Genomic DNA, 15521 nt, shown 5'->3' with positions numbered 1-15521 from the left:
TCGTATAAGTATCATACCACATCTTTTTCCAAACGCCAATGACCCGTGCATCATGATGCATAAGAGCTTATCATGCCTGTCATTACTTTTCTTCATGTTTTTCTTTCTTGACATGAAATGCATAAAACGATAAACTGAACTGTATAAATCTCTGTCATCTTTGATGCAAGAAAGAAATGAGGTGTCTGTCCTATGCAGAAGCTCTCCGGCAAAAGCCTGCTTTTGGTCAGTTTTACGCTATTTTCCATGTTTTTCGGAGCCGGGAACCTGATCTTCCCGCCGCATCTGGGCGCACAGGCCGGTACCAGCCTCTGGCCTGCCTTTGCGGGCCTTGTCGTCAGCGCCGTCGGCCTGCCCATTGCGGGCGTGGTGGCTGTGGCACGGGCAGGCGGTCTGGATAAGCTTGCCGGCCGGGTGCATCCGGTGTTCGCCATGGTGTTCACCATTCTGGTGTATCTTTCCATCGGGCCCTGCCTTGCCATCCCCCGCACCGCCAGTACCTCCTTCCAGATGCTGGTGCCGCTGATAGGCGGCGGTACCGGGCTGCAGCTGGCCTACTCGGTGCTGTTTTTTGCAGCGGCCTTTCTGGTGGCGCTGCGGCCGGAAAAGCTTACCGACTGGCTGGGCCGCATCCTCTGCCCCTGCCTGATCGTGCTCATCGTGGTGCTGTTTGCCGGGTGTCTCATCCATCCGCTGGCGGCACACTACGGCACACCCAGCGCAGAGTACGCAGCCCTGCCCGCTGTGCAGGGCATCCTGTACGGCTACCAGACCATGGACACGCTGGCCGGGCTGAATTTTGGCGCGGTCATCGCCCTGAACATCCGCGCCCGGGGTGTCACAGAAAGCCGTGCCGTGGAGGGCGGCACCATCCGGGCCGGTTTTATTGCAGGCGGGCTGCTGCTGGTGGTCTACGCCATGCTGGGCCACGCCGGGGCCGAGACCGGCACGGTGTATCCGGGCCTTGCCACCGGTGCCGAGGTGCTCACCGCTCTGGCACAGCAGCTGTTCGGCCGGGCGGGCCTTGTGCTCATTGCGGCCATTTTTGTGATCGCATGCTTCAACACCTGCGTGGGCCTGATCGCCTGCGTGGGTCAGTATTTTCATCAGCTTCTGCCCCGCATCCCCTACCCTGCCCTTGCCGCTTTTTTTGCTGTGGCCAGTATGCTGGTATCGAACCTCGGCCTTGCTGCCATCATCCGGCTGTCCACTCCAGTGCTGAACGCCATTTATCCCGCAGCCATCGTGCTGATCCTGCTTTCCTTTATGCCGGGCCTTGAAAAGCACCGGGCGGTGTATCCGCTGTGCATGGGCCTGACCGCCCTGCAGAGCATCGCCGCTGCGCTGCCGCTGGGGGCAGTATCTGCCGCCGCCAACGCTCTGCCGCTGGGCAGCATGGGCTTTGGCTGGGTGCTGCCTGCGCTGGCCGGGCTTGCAGGCGGGCTGCTTTTAAACAAATCTGATCTGCAATAAAATAACCTGAAAGGCCCGGTTCCCATGTTACAGGGAGCCGGGCCTTTGCTATTTACTGCAGTTTTTTGCGTTTTTCGTAGTCGTTCAGGGCGGCAAGCGCTTCCTTTGCCATGGGCACCAAAGCTATCATGTTGAAAATGGTCATCAGGCCAATGCCAACGTCGCCCAGATCCCACACCACCGTGTAGGCCTGCATACCGCCGATCACCAGCATGGCCAGCGCGATCAGCTTATACACGGTCTGGCTCCACCAGTTGTCGCCGCACAGATAGGCCACATTGCCGCGGGCATAGTACAAAACGCCCAGAAAGGTGGAAAAGCTGAACAGCGCCAGCGTGGCCGCAATGAACACGACACCAAAGCCGCCCAGATGGTACTGCAGGGCAGTCTGCAAAAGGTCCATGCCCGCAAGTCCTTCTGTGATCTCCTGCGGCACCAGCAGCATCAAAAAGGCCGTGCAGCTGCAGATCACCACCGTATCGATCAGCACGCCCAGTGCCTGCACAAAGCCCATCTTGACCGGGTCGTCGCACTCTGCGGCGGCAGCTGCACAGGGTGCCGAACCGCTGCCCGCTTCGTTGGAGAACAGGCCGCGCTTGACACCGTTCATCAGCACAGCACCAAAGCCGCCAGCCACGGCCTGCCGCAGACCGAACGCTTCCGCAAAGATGCGCCCGAACACCGCCGGGAGCTTGGGCAGGTTGAACAGCACGATGCCCACGGTGATGACAAAATAGCACACCGCCATGATGGGCACCATCACGTCCAGACTTTTCACGGTGGCATTCTTGCGCAGCACGATCACCGCCGCAATGGCCGTGAGCACCAGTGTGGTAGTAAGCGGCGGAATATGGAACGCATTTTCAAACGCGGAACTGACCGAGTTGGAGATCACCTGACTGATGCCGCACCAGCAGATGAGGCCAGACACCGCAAACAGCGCCGCTACCACAGAGCGTTTGAGCTTTTTGCCGCGCCTGCGCTCCGCCAGCACATGCAGATAGTAGGCCGGTCCGCCGCGCCAGCCGCCGTACAGCGGGTCGGGCTGGCGGTATTTCTGGGCAAGGGTGGATTCGATAAAGGAGGTGGACGCACCCAGAATGGCAGTGACCCACATCCAGAACACCGCACCGGCACCGCCTGCAGAAACAGCGGCCACCACGCCCACCAGATTGCCCATGCCCACGCGGGTGGCGGTGGAAATGACCAGCGTCTGGAAGGAGGAAAGGCCGTCCCTGCCCTGCTTTTTCTCGCACACGGCGGCGATCATATCCCGGAACAGCCGCACCGGCAAAAGACGGGTGCGGCAGGTGAACCAGATGCCCGCCGTGAACAGCAGCACCACCATGAAGGAAATGCCGATGCCGCCGCCCAGCGGGATGGTGAACAGGTCGCCCCACAGCAGGCGATAGACGGATTCGATAAGATTTACCAGCAAGGCAGATTCCTCCTGTAGATCAATGGAATGAAGACGATAACTTCATTATAGTACAGTACAGAAGAATTGTAAAATCTAAAATATTGATAGAAATAATCGATGGAACAGGATAACTTGACAAATCACATAGCTTCGATTATACTACAAACAGAAGGGGCGCTGACTGCAAAGGTCAGCTTTCCATCCCGTTAGTCAAAAAGATTGACCGCTCGAGTTGGGGAACTGTGAGGCGGTCAATCTTTTTTGTTATCATCGCTTTTCATCTGGGAAAACTTTGCCATGACCTCAACGGTCAGACGGATCACATCCACGACCAAGCTCAACAACGCGAGAATGAACGTGAGCAATGCGAGAGTCTCCAGCAGATTCATTCGATATATCCGGGTTGCGGCTCCCTGCATCTGCTTCGTGCCTTGGGCGGCACTCGCATCTTGCAGGCCGCGGCCCCAACAGCAACTCCCTGTTTCCGCCACTGGCGGCGGTCGTTGCCGTTGCTCTTCGCCTTCAAGGCTCCGGGCAGGGTACTTTCAAAAAAGTTTCCTCCCGGACCTCTGCTTGTTCTATGTAGAAATAGAAAAACCAGCGATACGGGATAGAAAGCATGACCACCAATTTTGCAATCAGCGCCTTATTGTTATTTTAACACAATCTTTTTGGAATTACAACACAAAAGCCGCCCGGCGGTCATACCGGGCGGCGGAGGAAGATGCACGCTGCTGCGCGCAAAACAGAAGATTTTTACAGAATGTCGATGTACTCACCGGCCAGCGCCTTGTTCATGCTGCGCACAGCACAGAACTTGCCGCACATGCTGCAGGTGTCGCTGTGGTCGTCCTCCGGCAGGCGGGCATCGCGGATGGCCTTTGCGGTCTCCGGGTCCAGTGCGCAGGCGAACTGTGCATCCCAGTCCAGCACACGGCGGGCATCGCCCATCTTATCGTCGATGTCCCGGGCGTGGGGGATGCCCTTGGCGATATCGGCGGCGTGGGCAGCGATCTTGGAGGCCACGATGCCCTGCTTCACATCGTCCACATTGGGCAGAGCCAGATGCTCGGCGGGGGTCACATAGCACAGGAAAGCTGCACCGCTGGCTGCAGCCACAGCGCCGCCGATGGCAGCGGTGATGTGGTCGTAACCGGGGGCGATATCGGTGACGAGGGGTCCCAGCACATAGAAGGGTGCGCCCATGCAGATGCTCTTCTGCACCTCCATGTTGGCAGCCACCTGATTCAGGGGCACATGGCCGGGGCCTTCCACCATCACCTGCACGTTGTGTGCCCATGCGCGCTTGGTCAACTCGCCCAGACGCACCAGCTCCTCGATCTGGCACACATCGGTGGCGTCAGCCAGACAGCCGGGACGGCAGGCATCGCCCAGCGAGATGGTCACATCGTGCTCGGCGCAGATCTCGCAGATCTCGTCAAAGTGCTCGTAGAAGGGGTTCTCGTTGCCGGTCATGCTCATCCATGCAAACACCAGAGAGCCACCGCGGCTGACAATGTTCATCTTGCGCTTGTGCTTGCGGATCTGCTCGATGGTCTTGCGGGTGATGCCGCAGTGCAGGGTGACAAAGTCCACACCATCCTCTGCATGCAGGCGCACCACATCGATGAAGTCCTGTGCGGTCAGCTCAGCCAGATCGCGCTGGTAGTGGATGACCGAATCGTACACCGGCACGGTGCCGATCATCACCGGGCACTCGTGGGTCAGCTTCTGGCGGAAGGGCTGGGTGTTGCCGTGGCTGGACAGATCCATAATGGCTTCGGCACCCATGTTGACGGCGCTCATCACCTTCTGCATCTCCACGTTGTAGTCCTTGCAGTCGCGGGAGACACCAAGGTTCACGTTGATCTTGGTGCGCAGCATGGAGCCGACACCCTCGGGGTTCAAACACTCGTGGTGCTTGTTGGCGGGGATGGCTACCTTGCCCTCGGCCACCCACTGGCGGATCTCCTCGGTGGTGCGATACTCTTTTTTAGCCACGATCTCCATCTGCGGCGTGATGATGCCCTTGCGGGCAGCATCCATCTGAGTGGTATAAGTCTGCATACGCTCTGTTCCTCCAAATGACAGTTTATCTCTGAACAGCAGGGTGCTGGTCATACAAGGGTAGGGAAAGGCAGCCGTCATTCAGAAAAAACAGAACGTTCTGGATGCCGGCACCTGCGCAAAATGCGCTTTTCATGTTGGTTTTCTCCATGAATTTTATAACGCGGCCCAAGGTGGTGTCCCCGGTTTGCCGCGGGATCGGTCAGATGATCTGCTCCGACAGGGCTTTCAACTCTTTGCACTCGGTCTCGATGTCGTCTGCTGCAAAGATGGCGCTCACAAGGGCCACGCCATCCACACCGGTGCCCTTGAGCTGCAGGATGTTCTCCTTGTGGATGCCGCCAATGGCCACCACCGGGATGTCCACGGCATCACAGATGGCCTTCAGGGTCTCGTGGGGCAGAACATCCACATCGGTCTTGGTGTGGGTGGCAAAGGCTGCGCCCACGCCAAGGCAGTCTGCGCCGTGCTTGACGGCTTCCCGTGCTTCCTCCACACTGTGGACGGAAACGCCGATCATCATACCCTCGCCCACACGGGCGCGCACCTGCGCTGCGGCCATATCCTCCTGCCCCACATGCACGCCCTCGGCGTGGCAGCGGATGGCAATGTCCACATTGTCGTTCACAAAGAACGGCACGCCGTAGCGCTGGCACAGAGCATGGATCTCCACAGCCTCTTTCAGAAAAGCTTCGTCGTCCAGCTCTTTTTCACGCAGCTGCACACAGGTGACACCGCCCTTCAGGGCGCTCTCCACCTGTTCATAGAGGGTCTGTTTGCCCACCCATGCGCGGTCGGTGACGGCATACAGAAGCATGTTCTGCTTATCGCACTTCATAGTTTGCTCCTTCTTCCAGCTGATCCGGGGTCATATTGTAAATGGCATCGATGATATAATTGCGGTAGGTGGAGTTGCCGTCCAGCGGGGTCAGGCGCTTGTGGGCGGTCTCGCCCGCAAGGCCCATGGCGCACACTGCAGCTGCAGCGGCTTCCAGCGGATGGCCGGGGTTTGCGGTGACGAACGCCGCCGTCAGGGCCGAAAGCTGGCAGCCCGTACCGGTGATGCTGCTCATCATAGCATTGCCGTTGCGGATGCAGTAGGCTTTTTCGGCATCCGCCACGATGTCGATGGCACCGGTAATGGCAATAACGGCACCCGTCTGGGCTGCAAAGGCCTTGGCAAAGGCCACGGCAGAATCCAGATTGGCCTCAGTAACTTTATCGGCCACATCGGCATCCACGCCCTTGGTGGTTCCCGCGCCGGAGGCCAGCGTTTTGATCTCCGAGATGTTGCCGCGGATCACGGTGAACTTTACGTCCCTGAGCAGGCGGAAAGCCGTGTCGGTGCGCAGGCGGGATGCACCCGCACCCACCGGGTCCAGCACCACAGGATGGCCCAGCTGGTTTGCCTTTTTGCCCGCCAGTAGCATGCTGGTGATGGTGCGGCTGTTCAGGGTGCCGATGTTGATGTTCAGACCGCCGCAGATGGTGGTGATATCCTCCACCTCGGCGGCATCGTCGGCCATGATGGGCGAAGCACCGCAGGCCAGCACCATGTTGGCGCAGTCGTTCACGGTGACGTAGTTGGTAATGTTATGGATGAGCGGGCAGGTGCGGCGCAGGTTCTCGAATTCTGTTTTGAACATTCGGGTGCCCCTCCGTCAGGAAAGACTGTTCTGCATGGAGCGCAGTGCGCCGGAGCGCTGCAGGCTGTACACCAGCACGCCCGCAATGATGGAACCCACTGCAGTGGAGATGAGGAACGGCACGATGTAGGCATAGAACGCGATGTCGCCGGCGCTCTTGCCCATGAGGAAGATGGCCACCGGGTAAGCGCACAGGCCGCCCAGAATGCTGGTGCCGAACACCTCGCCCACCATGGTGGCAAGGATGTTTTTGGTCTTATGGTACACAAGGCCGCACAGCAGTGCGCCGAACATGCTGCCGGGGAAGGCCATCAGGCTGCCCAGACCCAGCAGATTGCGCAGCAGCGAGGCCACAAAGGCCACGCCCACGCCCCACCACGGGCCAAGCAGCACCGCGCAGGTCACATTGACCATGTGCTGGATGGGTGCACATTTGCTGCCGAACATGGGGAAGCTGAATACGCTGCCCACCACGCACAGAGCGCACAGCATGCCGGCCAGCGCCAGCTTTTTCACAGAGAGTTTTTTCATAAGGCAAGGCTCCTTTCCAAACCTGCGGAAGCAGCAAAAACCATACAGCGCCTCCGCAAACAGCCCGCACCCGGTGCCAGACCCGGCGCAGGAACTATAAGAAGCGGTCGAGACTTGCTGGTCTCCTCTCACGCCGGAACACGGCTTCCCATCGCTGACGGTCACAAAGCTCAGGGCGCTCCCCCTCAGCCCGCTGCGGCACTTCCGCAGAAAAGTACAAGGCATCCTCCTTAATGGTAATAGGTACACAACAAAAAAACAGGAGACACCTTCCGCGGTGCCTCCTGCAAAAAATCATCCATTCTGACTTCCTACGGCGGCATTATCCGCATCAGGTAAAAGGGTCGAAGTTTGGGCACTTCCTCTCAGCCTGCTTTACAAGCTCCCCTGTATTTGATTGTGACTGTATTTTACACCCTTTGCGCACAAATTGCAAGAGGGGGCAAAGGCGCGCACAACGGTGCAAAACGTTTTTCACGCAGGTTTTATTGCAAAAGAAGGTGAAATATGGTATTTTCAAGGTGGACGCATACCCCCCCCGTAAGCAAAAAGGAGGAATTCCGTATGAAGCAGACGACCCTGACCCAAAGGCTGCTTTCGGCCCTCGTGGCGCTGTGCATGGTGCTGAGCGTGTGCGCACCCGCCTTTGCGGATGTGACCGACCCTGATATGGCCAAGGCCGCACAGTGGTGCACCGAGCAGGGCACCATGGCTGCCAAGGGCGACCGCTTTGAACCCGAAGGCTGGACCCCGAAGTTCAAGGTGATCGAAGTGTGGAACAAGACATTCCCCGCAGCCTGATGCCGGCAGTGTGGATGCCGTGCTCGGTTCGGACCTTTTCCGTGAAAATGGGGCTGTTGCAAAATAGCTCTCTGAAAAAATCATGAACAAAACCCGGAACCTTTTCTCGGCCAAAACGGCTCAAAAAGGGTTCCGGGTTTTTGATGTTATGCCGTTTCCGCCTTATCCGTTCCACCCTCTGGCAGAGGGGTCCAGCATTTCGGTGGCAGAGTAAATGAGGGCGTTGCAGATGGCTGCAGCCACATTGCTGCCGCCCTTGCGGCCCATGGCGGCGATGGCAGGCACGCCGTATCGCTCGCAGGCGGCAAACAGTACTTCCTTGCTTTCCACCACATTCACAAACCCCACCGGCACGCCAATGACCAGCGCAGGCCGCAGACCGGCTTCCATTTCCTCCGCAATGGTCAAAAGGGCCGTGGGCGCATTGCCAATGGCCAGAATGGCCCCCGGGTGCTCCCGGGCAGCGCGGTGCATGGCGGCAACGGCACGGGTGGTGCCCGCCTGCTTTGCGGCTTCGGCCACAGCGGGGTCTGCCATGTAGCAGATGGCTTCACCGTTCAGTTTTTTCAGGCCCGGCTTTGTGATGCCCGCCAGCGCCATATTGGTGTCGGTAACGATGAAAGCACCCGCGTGCAGGGCCTTGACTGCGGCTTCCACCGCGCCGGGTGTAAAGCGCAGATTTTTGGCATAGTCGAAATCCGCGGTGGTGTGGATGACCCGCTTGACCACCGCAGCCGTCTCCGGCGGCGGGGTCAGGCCCAGCTCGTCCAATTCCCTTGTGATAATGGAGATGCTCGTCCGTTCAATGTCGGCGGGCAGATGATGCTGCGGTGTCATGTGTTGTCTCCTTTTTGCATTCCCATAGCGGCATAGATGGCGGGCATATCCAGTGCCGCACGCACACCATCGGCAAGCAGATCAAGCTGCTGCTGACGGTACTGCTCCATGGGGATAAGCTCGGCCCCGGCCGGATCGATGCCCTTCCGTTTGCACAAAAATGCGGTCAGTTTTTCGGTCAGTTCGCCGGTGTCGAACAGGCCGTGCAGGTAGGTACCGAATACACTGTCCTGCACACAGCCCTCCGGCGTGCCGTCTGCAAGGATGCAGAACGCACTGCCCCACACCTCGGTGCGGCCTGCGTGGATCTCGTAGCCCGTCAGCTTTGCGCCTGCAAAGGGTTCTGTGGTCACACAGGCTGCGGTCTGGGTCAGGTGCTTTTCGGTGCCGAACACCGTCGTGGTGGGCAGCAGGCCAAGGCCCCGCAGGGTGCAGGGGGTACCGCTCTCCTCCCCTGCCGGGTCGCAGAGCTGTTCGCCCAGCATCTGGTAGCCGCCGCACACGCCCAGCACCGGCGTACCGGCTGCCGAAAGCCTGAGCACCGCCGCTTCCAGTCCGCTTTCCCACAGCCAGCGCAGGTCGTCCATGGTGTTCTTGGTGCCGGGCAGGATGACGAGATCCGGTGCACCCAGCTGGCGGGTGCGCTGCACATACCGCACGCCCAGCAGCGGGTGCTGTTCCAGCGGGATAAAGTCGGTGAAGTTGGACACATGCGGCAGGCGCAGGATGGCGATATCCAGCGGCTTGACCGCAGCTTTTGTATCCAGCCGGTCGGAGAGAGAATCCTCGTCCTCGATCTCCACCCGCAGGTACGGCACTACGCCCAGCACGGGCAGGTGTGTTTTTTCTTCCAGCATGGCAAGGCCGGGCCGCAGGATCTCCACATCGCCCCGGAACTTGTTGATGATCAGGCCCCTGATGCGGGCACGCTCGTCGGCTTCCAGCAGCTCCACAGTGCCGTACAGCTGGGCGAATACGCCGCCCCGGTCGATATCGCCCGCCAGAAGCACCGGCGCATCCACCAGCTTTGCAAGGCCCATGTTCACGATATCGTCGGCTTTCAGGTTGATCTCTGCCGGGCTGCCCGCGCCTTCGATCACGATGATGTCGTTCTCGGCGGCAAGGCTGTTGTAGGCTTCCAGAATGTCCGGGATAAGGCTGCGCTTCATTTTAAAGTAGGCGGCAGCAGACATCTGGCCCCGGGCCTTGCCGTTCACGATCACCTGACTGCCCACATCGCTGCTGGGCTTGAGCAGGATGGGGTTCATGCGCACATCCGGCTCCACGCCTGCAGCCTGTGCCTGCACCACCTGCGCACGGCCCATCTCTGCACCGTTGCGAGTGACAAAGCTGTTCAGGGCCATGTTCTGGCTTTTGAAAGGGGCCACGCGGTAGCCATCCTGCGCAAAGATGCGGCACAGCGCCGCGCACAGCAGGCTTTTGCCCGCACCGCTCATGGTGCCCTGCACCATAATGCATTTTGCCTTGCTCATTGCGCCACCTCCGGCAGGGTCTCGGCCAGCAGCGCAAGCAGCTGCCGGTTCTCGTTTTCTGTGCGCACAGCGGTGCGGTACCAGCTGGCATCAAGGCCCGGATAATTGCCGCAGCTGCGCAGTACCGCACCCTTGCGGCGCAGCGCTTCGCCCAGCGCTTCCGGCGCGCGGAACAGCAGATAGTTAGCCCGGCCCTCGATCACCCGCAGGCCCAGCGCCCGCAGGCCGTCTGCCAGCACAGGCCGCTGTGCTTCGATCAATGCACGCACCTTCGCCACATATTCCGTCTCGTCCAGCGCAGCGATGCCCGCCGCCTGTGCCAGACTGGAAACCGCCCACGGCTGGCCCGCTGCCCGCATCCGGGCAAGCAGCTCTGTATCAGAGCACAGGCAATAGCCCAGACGCACGCCTGCCATGCCGTAAAGCTTGGTGAAGGCTTTTAAAATAATCAGTTTTTTGCTGTTTTTCAGCAGATGCTTTGCCGAAAGGCCTTCGCCCTCCGGCAGAAAATCCAGAAAGCATTCGTCCACGGCCAGCACCGCACCCACGGCTTCGCATCTGCGTAGCAGCGCTTCCACAAGGGCAGGCTCTGCCAGCTGACCGGTGGGGTTGTTGGGCTGACAGAGGAACACCATATTTGTACCCGGGTGCACCGCGTTCAGGAGATCTTTCGTCACCGCAAAATCGTTTTCTTCCCGCAAAAAATGCCGTTCCACCGTGCAGCCTTCCGTTTCAAGGGCGGTGGCATACTCGGCAAAAGTGGGGGCCGTTACCAGTGCAGTGCGGGGCTTTGCAGCCAGCGCCAGCCGGAAGATGAGGTCTGCCGCGCCGTTGCCGCACAGCAGCCATTCGGCGGGCACACCCTCAGCCACAGCCAGCTTTTCACGCAGGGCCCGGCACAGCGGGTCGGGGTAGCGGTCGGCCGTGGCAAGCACTGCCGTAATGGCCTTTGCCACCCCTTCCGGCAGGCCCAGCGGGCTGACATTAGCCGAAAAATCCAGCGGGTCGCGGCCAAACTCGGCGCGGTAGCCCGCCCAGTCGCCGCCATGGGTCAATTGTTTCATGCAAGGAACCCCCGTATTGCTGCACCCCATGCCAGCGCAAAGCCGCTTGCCACATACATCATGCGGTTGGCGCGCAGGATGTCCTGCGGTTCAATGGGGCGCAGGGCATCACCGATGGTGGGCTTGGGGTAATATTCGCCAAAATAGTAAGCCGGGCCGGCCAGCTGCACGCCCAGTGCACCGGCGCAGGCGCTTTCGGTCTGGGCGCTGTTGGGGCTGGCGTGGTTGTGCCGGTCCCGCCGCCAGATGCGCCATGCGCCCTTGGCATCGTTGCCGGTAAAGGCCGCAGCGGCCACCCACAAAAGGGCGGCAAGGCGGCTGGGGATGTAGTTGGCAAGGTCGTCCAGCTTCGCGGCTGCGCGGCCAAAATAAAGGTACTTTTCGTTCTTGTAGCCCAGCATGCTGTCCATGGTGTTGATGGCCTTGTAGGTCAGCGCCAGCGGTGCCCCGCCGATGAGCATATACAGCAGCGGCGCAATGACGCCGTCGCTGGCATTTTCGGCCACCGTTTCCACCGCAGCTTTGGTCACACCCTCTGCGGTCAGGTTCTGGGTGTCGCGGCCCACGATGCGGCTCACGGCTTTGCGAGCGGCGGGCAGGTCGTTTTTAATAAGCTGAGCGTACACATTCCTGCTCTCCTGCGCAAGGCCCCTTGCCGCCAGCGCCTGCCCGCACCAGAACATCTGCACCGCAAGGCCCAGCCACGGGCTGAGCTTTGCCGCCGCCAGACACACAAGGCTCGTGACCAGAAAGGTGCCCACCGGCAGGCAGAACGCCGTCACGGCACCGCCCAGCAGCTCGCCCTGCGGGGTGCCGGGCAGGCGAGCGCGCAGGAATTTTTCCAGCCGGGAGATGCATCTGCCCATAAGCACCACCGGGTGCGGCAGCCACGCCGGGTCGCCGAAGAGCGCGTCCAGCACAAAACTGCCGACAACTGCCTGAAGGATCATGCCCTGCTCTCCTTTGTGTACTGGACGGTCTTCACGAGATACAGCAGATGCTTTTCCGTCCAGTCCTTTGCATCCAGAACAAAGCCGCCCGCGTTGGGTCCGCACCATGCGTAATAGTCCCTGTGGGGGACGGCAAACCGCTCCATGGCGGCCATCTGGGTGCCGCCGTGGGCCAGAATGACCAGCCGTTCTTCGCCTGCGGCAAGAGCTTTATCGATCAGCTCTGCCACGGTGCGGCAGATGCGGTCTGAAAAATCCGTCTTGCGCTCTCCATCCGGGCAGGGGCTTTCGCAGTTGGCCTTCACCCATGCCTGATACTCGGGGTCCTTTTCCATCTCGATGAAATTGCGGCCCTCAAAGCTGCCAAAGCACATCTCTTTCAGGCCGTCCACCGGCACAAGCTTTGCCTCCGGGAACAGGATGCGCGCCGTCTGGCTGGTGCGCTGCAGGGTGGAAACATAGACCACATCGGGGTCAAAATCTGCCCGGCGCAGCTGGGCAGCGCCTTCGGGTGAGAGCGGGATGTTGCGCTGGCCCTGATAACGCTTCTGGGCGTTGTATTCCGTCTGGCCATGACGCAGAAGATAGATCAGCATTGAGACAATTCTCCTTTCAAAACCGTGGGGATGCCGCAGAACATCTGCACCACGCACTCTGCCCGTGCGGCCAGCAGGCAGGCAAGCCTGCCCGCCGCCTCGCGGTCTGCGCGCTGTTTGACATCCATCGGCACAACACCGCCGCCTACCTCGGTGGCGATGAGGATATCGTATTCATGGGCAAGCTTGTCTGCCAAGGCAGGCAGGTCGGCGGCATCGGCAGCCAATACCTGCACGTCCGAAAGACGCTTGCCGGGAAGTGTTTGCGCAAAGGTGCGCTTGCCGCTGTAGAGCGGCCCGGTAATAAAGATCATAGCAGCCCTCCCCACTGGCAGGCACACAGCGCCGCCAGCATCCAGAGCTCGGCCTTTTGCAAAAACCACCCGGCAAGGTCGCCGGTGATGCCGCCGAACTGCTTCCAACTCACGGCATGGTAGCGCCAGAGCACCACCAGCGCTGCCAGCACCAGCGCCCAGCCGCCCAGCGCCGCCATGCCCACGCATAGCACTGCGGCCAGCACCGCCAGCACCCGGCGCACCACAGTTTTGTCTGCTGCAGTGGCAAAGGTGTGTGCAAGACCGGTGTTTTTTGCCATGGGGAACGATGCCACCGCAAGGCCCGAAAGCGCCCGTTCCAGCACCAGTGCCAGAACCCACAGCACACCCACGCGGGGTGTAAAACTCACACAGGTGCACAGGGCAAAATAGGCCAGAAAATAGCTGCACAGTCGGATGACCGCAAAGGCACCGCAGTGGGGGTCTTTTAATATTTCCAGCTTCTTTTCTCGGTCGCCGTAGCTGGAAAGGGCATCGCAGGTGTCGGCATAGCCGTCCAGATGGATGCCGCCGGTGATCCATACCGGGATCAGCGCAAAGCCTGCCGCCTTGGCAAGGCCCGGCAGGGGCAACGCGCCACACACACACCACGCCGCACCAATAACGACACCAATGAGCGGGAAGGCGCACATGGCGTAGCGCATATTTTTTTCGTTCCAGTCGAACTGCGGCACCGGGATGGCCGAAAACATGGCAAAGGCCACCGCAATGGTCTGCAAAACGATCATTTTTCCACTCCTTTATAGTACACGGGGATGCCGCATACCACCCGCACCACCGCATCTGCCCGGGCGGCAAAGGCATTGTTTACCTGCGCCAGTGCCAGCAGATAGCGGCCTGTGTCACCGGCATAGTCGGCCCCGCCGCTGAACACCTCGTTGGAAACAACGATGAGGTTTTCGCACTGGGCTGCAAGGCTTTCCAGCCCGTGCAGGATGGCTTTGGCCGCGTTTTCCCCTGCTCCCGCCGGGTCGTACAGCTCGTTGGCGGCAAGGTTGCCAAGGTCTTCCAGCAAGGCGGTGCCCCGCGCAGGCAGGCGCACATTGTCCAGATGCAAGGGGCACTCCACCGTTTCAAACTGCTTTGCGGCCCGCATTTTGCGGTGCTTTTCTACCCGGGCGGCACACTCGGCATCCCACACCTGCATGGTGGCAAGATAGTAGCGCGGGCCGGTGGTTTTCAGCACAAGGCTCTCGGCGTATTCACTTTTGCCGCTGGCTGCACCGCCCAGAACCAGCGTCAGCATTGGGGCGTATACGGCGCAATGCCGCCCTCCGCAAAGGAGTAGCACCCGCCGTATACGGCCAGCGCCATATCCCACAGCGGGATGCTGGCCACCGCGCCGGTGCCCTCGCCCAGATGCAGCCCCGCCGTAATGATGGGTGCCTTGCCCAGTGCTTCCAGCACGATGCGCGCGGCAGGCTCTGCCGAGCAGTGGCTTGCAAACACAGCCTTTGCCGCCGCCGGACACAGCCGCACGGCGCACAGCGCGGCCACCCCGCTGATAAAGCCATCTGCCAGCACCGGCACACCGGCCAGTGCACCGCCCAGAAACACACCGCACAGGCCCGCGATATCAAAGCCGCCAAGCTTTGCAAGAACATCCAATGTGTCTTCCGGGTCCGGCTCATTGCAAAGGATGCCGCGGCAGATGGCATCCACCTTGCGGGCAAGCCCTTCGTCCGAGAGGCCCGCACCGCGCCCGGTCATAAGCTCCACGGGCTGGCCCAGCAGCACTGCCGCCACCGCGCTGGAAGTGGTGGTATTGCCAATGCCCATTTCACCGGTGGCGATGAGCCTGTAGCCATCCTCTGCCAGTTCCCGGGCAAGGGCAATGCCCTCCCCAACGGCCTGCACGGCCTCGGCCCGGCTCATGGCAGGGCCTTGGGTAAAATCCGCCGTGCCTGCGGCAATGCGGCAGCTGCGCACGCCGGGCACCGGTTCGCCTGCCATGCCCATATCCACGGGCAGAACATCGCAGTGGGCCGTGCGGGCCATCTGGCACACACTGGTGCGCCGCATAGCAAGGTTTTCGGCCACGGCACGGGTCACTTCCTGCCCGGTCTGGCTCACGCCCTGCGCCACCACGCCGTTATCCGCGCAGAGCACCACCACCACCCGGCGGGAAAGATCAAGCTCCGCACTGCCGGTAAGGGCGGCGGCATCCTCCAGCATGTTCTCCAGCCGGCCCAACCCGCCCAGAGGCTTTGCAAGGCTGGCCCAGTGGGCGTGTGCCGCCGCGCGGGCAGCTTCGTTGGCAGGGGTGATACCCGCCAAAAGTGCATTCAGTTCCGTTTCGGTCATTTTG

Annotated in this window: 17 protein-coding genes and 1 riboswitch; of the genes, 2 read left to right on the top strand and 15 right to left on the bottom strand. The window is 60.6% G+C overall.

What is annotated here, in order from left to right:
• The first annotated feature begins 192 nt into the window (after window positions 1-192).
• The gene (brnQ, locus tag WMO17_RS02845) at window positions 193-1473 is read left to right on the top strand and encodes a branched-chain amino acid transport system II carrier protein (RefSeq protein ID WP_294648092.1); all 1281 of its coding nucleotides are present in this window, start codon (window positions 193-195) and stop codon (window positions 1471-1473) included.
• A 52-nt stretch (window positions 1474-1525) separates the two neighbouring features.
• On the opposite strand, the gene WMO17_RS02840 is transcribed toward brnQ, so the two are convergent.
• The 6 genes from WMO17_RS02840 to thiW form a co-directional block, all read right to left on the bottom strand.
• Window positions 1526-2911 carry an alanine/glycine:cation symporter family protein gene (locus tag WMO17_RS02840; RefSeq protein ID WP_005943194.1) on the bottom strand — a complete coding sequence of 462 codons (1386 nt, stop codon included), beginning with the start codon at window positions 2909-2911 and terminating at the stop codon, window positions 1526-1528.
• 233 nt (window positions 2912-3144) lie between these two features.
• Window positions 3145-3282, bottom strand: coding sequence for a hypothetical protein (locus WMO17_RS02835; RefSeq protein ID WP_165852596.1), 138 nt, complete (start codon window positions 3280-3282; stop codon window positions 3145-3147).
• Window positions 3283-3649: 367 nt separating this feature from the next.
• Window positions 3650-4960 (bottom strand): phosphomethylpyrimidine synthase ThiC, encoded by a 1311-nt coding sequence (gene thiC / locus WMO17_RS02830; RefSeq protein ID WP_044953845.1) that lies wholly within the window; start codon window positions 4958-4960, stop codon window positions 3650-3652.
• Between the two features lie 202 nt (window positions 4961-5162).
• Complete coding sequence (gene thiE / locus WMO17_RS02825) at window positions 5163-5798, bottom strand: thiamine phosphate synthase (protein WP_097775043.1); 636 nt, start codon at window positions 5796-5798, stop codon at window positions 5163-5165.
• A complete protein-coding gene (thiM, locus tag WMO17_RS02820; protein ID WP_294648101.1) occupies window positions 5785-6606 on the bottom strand; it encodes a hydroxyethylthiazole kinase in 822 nt (273 codons plus the stop codon). The genes thiE and thiM overlap by 14 nt, the downstream gene beginning before the upstream one ends.
• Before the next feature lie 15 nt (window positions 6607-6621).
• Window positions 6622-7137, bottom strand: coding sequence for an energy coupling factor transporter S component ThiW (gene thiW / locus WMO17_RS02815; RefSeq protein WP_118528981.1), 516 nt, complete (start codon window positions 7135-7137; stop codon window positions 6622-6624).
• 291 nt (window positions 7138-7428) lie between these two features.
• A riboswitch (TPP riboswitch) is annotated at window positions 7429-7536 on the bottom strand.
• 165 nt (window positions 7537-7701) lie between these two features.
• On the opposite strand from thiW, the gene WMO17_RS02810 reads away from it, so the two are divergent.
• Window positions 7702-7938 carry a hypothetical protein gene (locus tag WMO17_RS02810; RefSeq protein ID WP_349137442.1) on the top strand — a complete coding sequence of 79 codons (237 nt, stop codon included), beginning with the start codon at window positions 7702-7704 and terminating at the stop codon, window positions 7936-7938.
• A 162-nt stretch (window positions 7939-8100) separates the two neighbouring features.
• On the opposite strand, the gene WMO17_RS02805 is transcribed toward WMO17_RS02810, so the two are convergent.
• The 9 genes from WMO17_RS02805 to cobT are packed head-to-tail and all read right to left on the bottom strand — an operon-like array spanning window position 8101 to window position 15517.
• Window positions 8101-8775 (bottom strand): precorrin-8X methylmutase, encoded by a 675-nt coding sequence (locus tag WMO17_RS02805; RefSeq protein WP_005943225.1) that lies wholly within the window; start codon window positions 8773-8775, stop codon window positions 8101-8103.
• The gene (locus tag WMO17_RS02800; protein ID WP_349137441.1) at window positions 8772-10268 is read right to left on the bottom strand and encodes a cobyric acid synthase; all 1497 of its coding nucleotides are present in this window, start codon (window positions 10266-10268) and stop codon (window positions 8772-8774) included. The genes WMO17_RS02805 and WMO17_RS02800 overlap by 4 nt, the downstream gene beginning before the upstream one ends.
• Window positions 10265-11332 carry a pyridoxal phosphate-dependent aminotransferase gene (locus WMO17_RS02795; RefSeq protein WP_349137440.1) on the bottom strand — a complete coding sequence of 356 codons (1068 nt, stop codon included), beginning with the start codon at window positions 11330-11332 and terminating at the stop codon, window positions 10265-10267. Before WMO17_RS02795 ends, WMO17_RS02800 begins: the two co-directional genes overlap by 4 nt.
• Window positions 11329-12282, bottom strand: a complete 954-nt coding sequence (gene cbiB / locus WMO17_RS02790; protein WP_349137439.1) for an adenosylcobinamide-phosphate synthase CbiB — start codon at window positions 12280-12282, stop codon at window positions 11329-11331. Before cbiB ends, WMO17_RS02795 begins: the two co-directional genes overlap by 4 nt.
• A complete protein-coding gene (locus WMO17_RS02785) occupies window positions 12279-12878 on the bottom strand; it encodes a histidine phosphatase family protein (RefSeq protein WP_349137438.1) in 600 nt (199 codons plus the stop codon). The genes cbiB and WMO17_RS02785 overlap by 4 nt, the downstream gene beginning before the upstream one ends.
• On the bottom strand, window positions 12872-13192 hold the full coding sequence (locus WMO17_RS02780) for a bifunctional adenosylcobinamide kinase/adenosylcobinamide-phosphate guanylyltransferase (protein ID WP_005943245.1): 321 nt from the start codon (window positions 13190-13192) through the stop codon (window positions 12872-12874). The genes WMO17_RS02785 and WMO17_RS02780 overlap by 7 nt, the downstream gene beginning before the upstream one ends.
• Window positions 13189-13941: an adenosylcobinamide-GDP ribazoletransferase gene (locus WMO17_RS02775; RefSeq protein ID WP_097775034.1), complete on the bottom strand. Its 753-nt coding sequence runs from the start codon at window positions 13939-13941 to the stop codon at window positions 13189-13191. The genes WMO17_RS02780 and WMO17_RS02775 overlap by 4 nt, the downstream gene beginning before the upstream one ends.
• The gene (locus WMO17_RS02770; RefSeq protein WP_154256023.1) at window positions 13938-14459 is read right to left on the bottom strand and encodes a bifunctional adenosylcobinamide kinase/adenosylcobinamide-phosphate guanylyltransferase; all 522 of its coding nucleotides are present in this window, start codon (window positions 14457-14459) and stop codon (window positions 13938-13940) included. Before WMO17_RS02770 ends, WMO17_RS02775 begins: the two co-directional genes overlap by 4 nt.
• Entirely contained in the window at window positions 14453-15517 is a 1065-nt protein-coding gene (gene cobT, locus WMO17_RS02765) for a nicotinate-nucleotide--dimethylbenzimidazole phosphoribosyltransferase (protein WP_349137437.1), read from the bottom strand. The genes WMO17_RS02770 and cobT overlap by 7 nt, the downstream gene beginning before the upstream one ends.
• Window positions 15518-15521 lie beyond the last annotated feature (4 nt).

Origin of the sequence: Faecalibacterium faecis (genome assembly GCF_040096475.1) — a bacterium.
In the GTDB taxonomy this organism is placed as follows: domain Bacteria; phylum Bacillota; class Clostridia; order Oscillospirales; family Ruminococcaceae; genus Faecalibacterium; species Faecalibacterium taiwanense.
This window is presented reverse-complemented; position numbering and strand designations above follow the sequence as displayed.

Bases quoted from the DNA above. Each gene is read 5' to 3' on its own strand.
- WMO17_RS02785 (WP_349137438.1), bottom strand. From the start codon at position 12,878: ATGCTGATCTATCTTCTGCGTCATGGCCAGACGGAATACAACGCCCAG.
- WMO17_RS02780 (WP_005943245.1), bottom strand. From the start codon at position 13,192: ATGATCTTTATTACCGGGCCGCTCTACAGCGGCAAGCGCACCTTTGCG.
- WMO17_RS02795 (WP_349137440.1), bottom strand. From the start codon at position 11,332: ATGAAACAATTGACCCATGGCGGCGACTGGGCGGGCTACCGCGCCGAG.
- WMO17_RS02770 (WP_154256023.1), bottom strand. From the start codon at position 14,459: ATGCTGACGCTGGTTCTGGGCGGTGCAGCCAGCGGCAAAAGTGAATAC.
- thiE (WP_097775043.1), bottom strand. From the start codon at position 5,798: ATGAAGTGCGATAAGCAGAACATGCTTCTGTATGCCGTCACCGACCGC.
- thiW (WP_118528981.1), bottom strand. From the start codon at position 7,137: ATGAAAAAACTCTCTGTGAAAAAGCTGGCGCTGGCCGGCATGCTGTGC.
- WMO17_RS02835 (WP_165852596.1), bottom strand. From the start codon at position 3,282: ATGAATCTGCTGGAGACTCTCGCATTGCTCACGTTCATTCTCGCGTTG.
- WMO17_RS02800 (WP_349137441.1), bottom strand. From the start codon at position 10,268: ATGAGCAAGGCAAAATGCATTATGGTGCAGGGCACCATGAGCGGTGCG.
- brnQ (WP_294648092.1), top strand. From the start codon at position 193: ATGCAGAAGCTCTCCGGCAAAAGCCTGCTTTTGGTCAGTTTTACGCTA.
- cbiB (WP_349137439.1), bottom strand. From the start codon at position 12,282: ATGATCCTTCAGGCAGTTGTCGGCAGTTTTGTGCTGGACGCGCTCTTC.
- WMO17_RS02775 (WP_097775034.1), bottom strand. From the start codon at position 13,941: ATGATCGTTTTGCAGACCATTGCGGTGGCCTTTGCCATGTTTTCGGCC.
- cobT (WP_349137437.1), bottom strand. From the start codon at position 15,517: ATGACCGAAACGGAACTGAATGCACTTTTGGCGGGTATCACCCCTGCC.
- thiM (WP_294648101.1), bottom strand. From the start codon at position 6,606: ATGTTCAAAACAGAATTCGAGAACCTGCGCCGCACCTGCCCGCTCATC.
- WMO17_RS02805 (WP_005943225.1), bottom strand. From the start codon at position 8,775: ATGACACCGCAGCATCATCTGCCCGCCGACATTGAACGGACGAGCATC.
- WMO17_RS02810 (WP_349137442.1), top strand. From the start codon at position 7,702: ATGAAGCAGACGACCCTGACCCAAAGGCTGCTTTCGGCCCTCGTGGCG.
- thiC (WP_044953845.1), bottom strand. From the start codon at position 4,960: ATGCAGACTTATACCACTCAGATGGATGCTGCCCGCAAGGGCATCATC.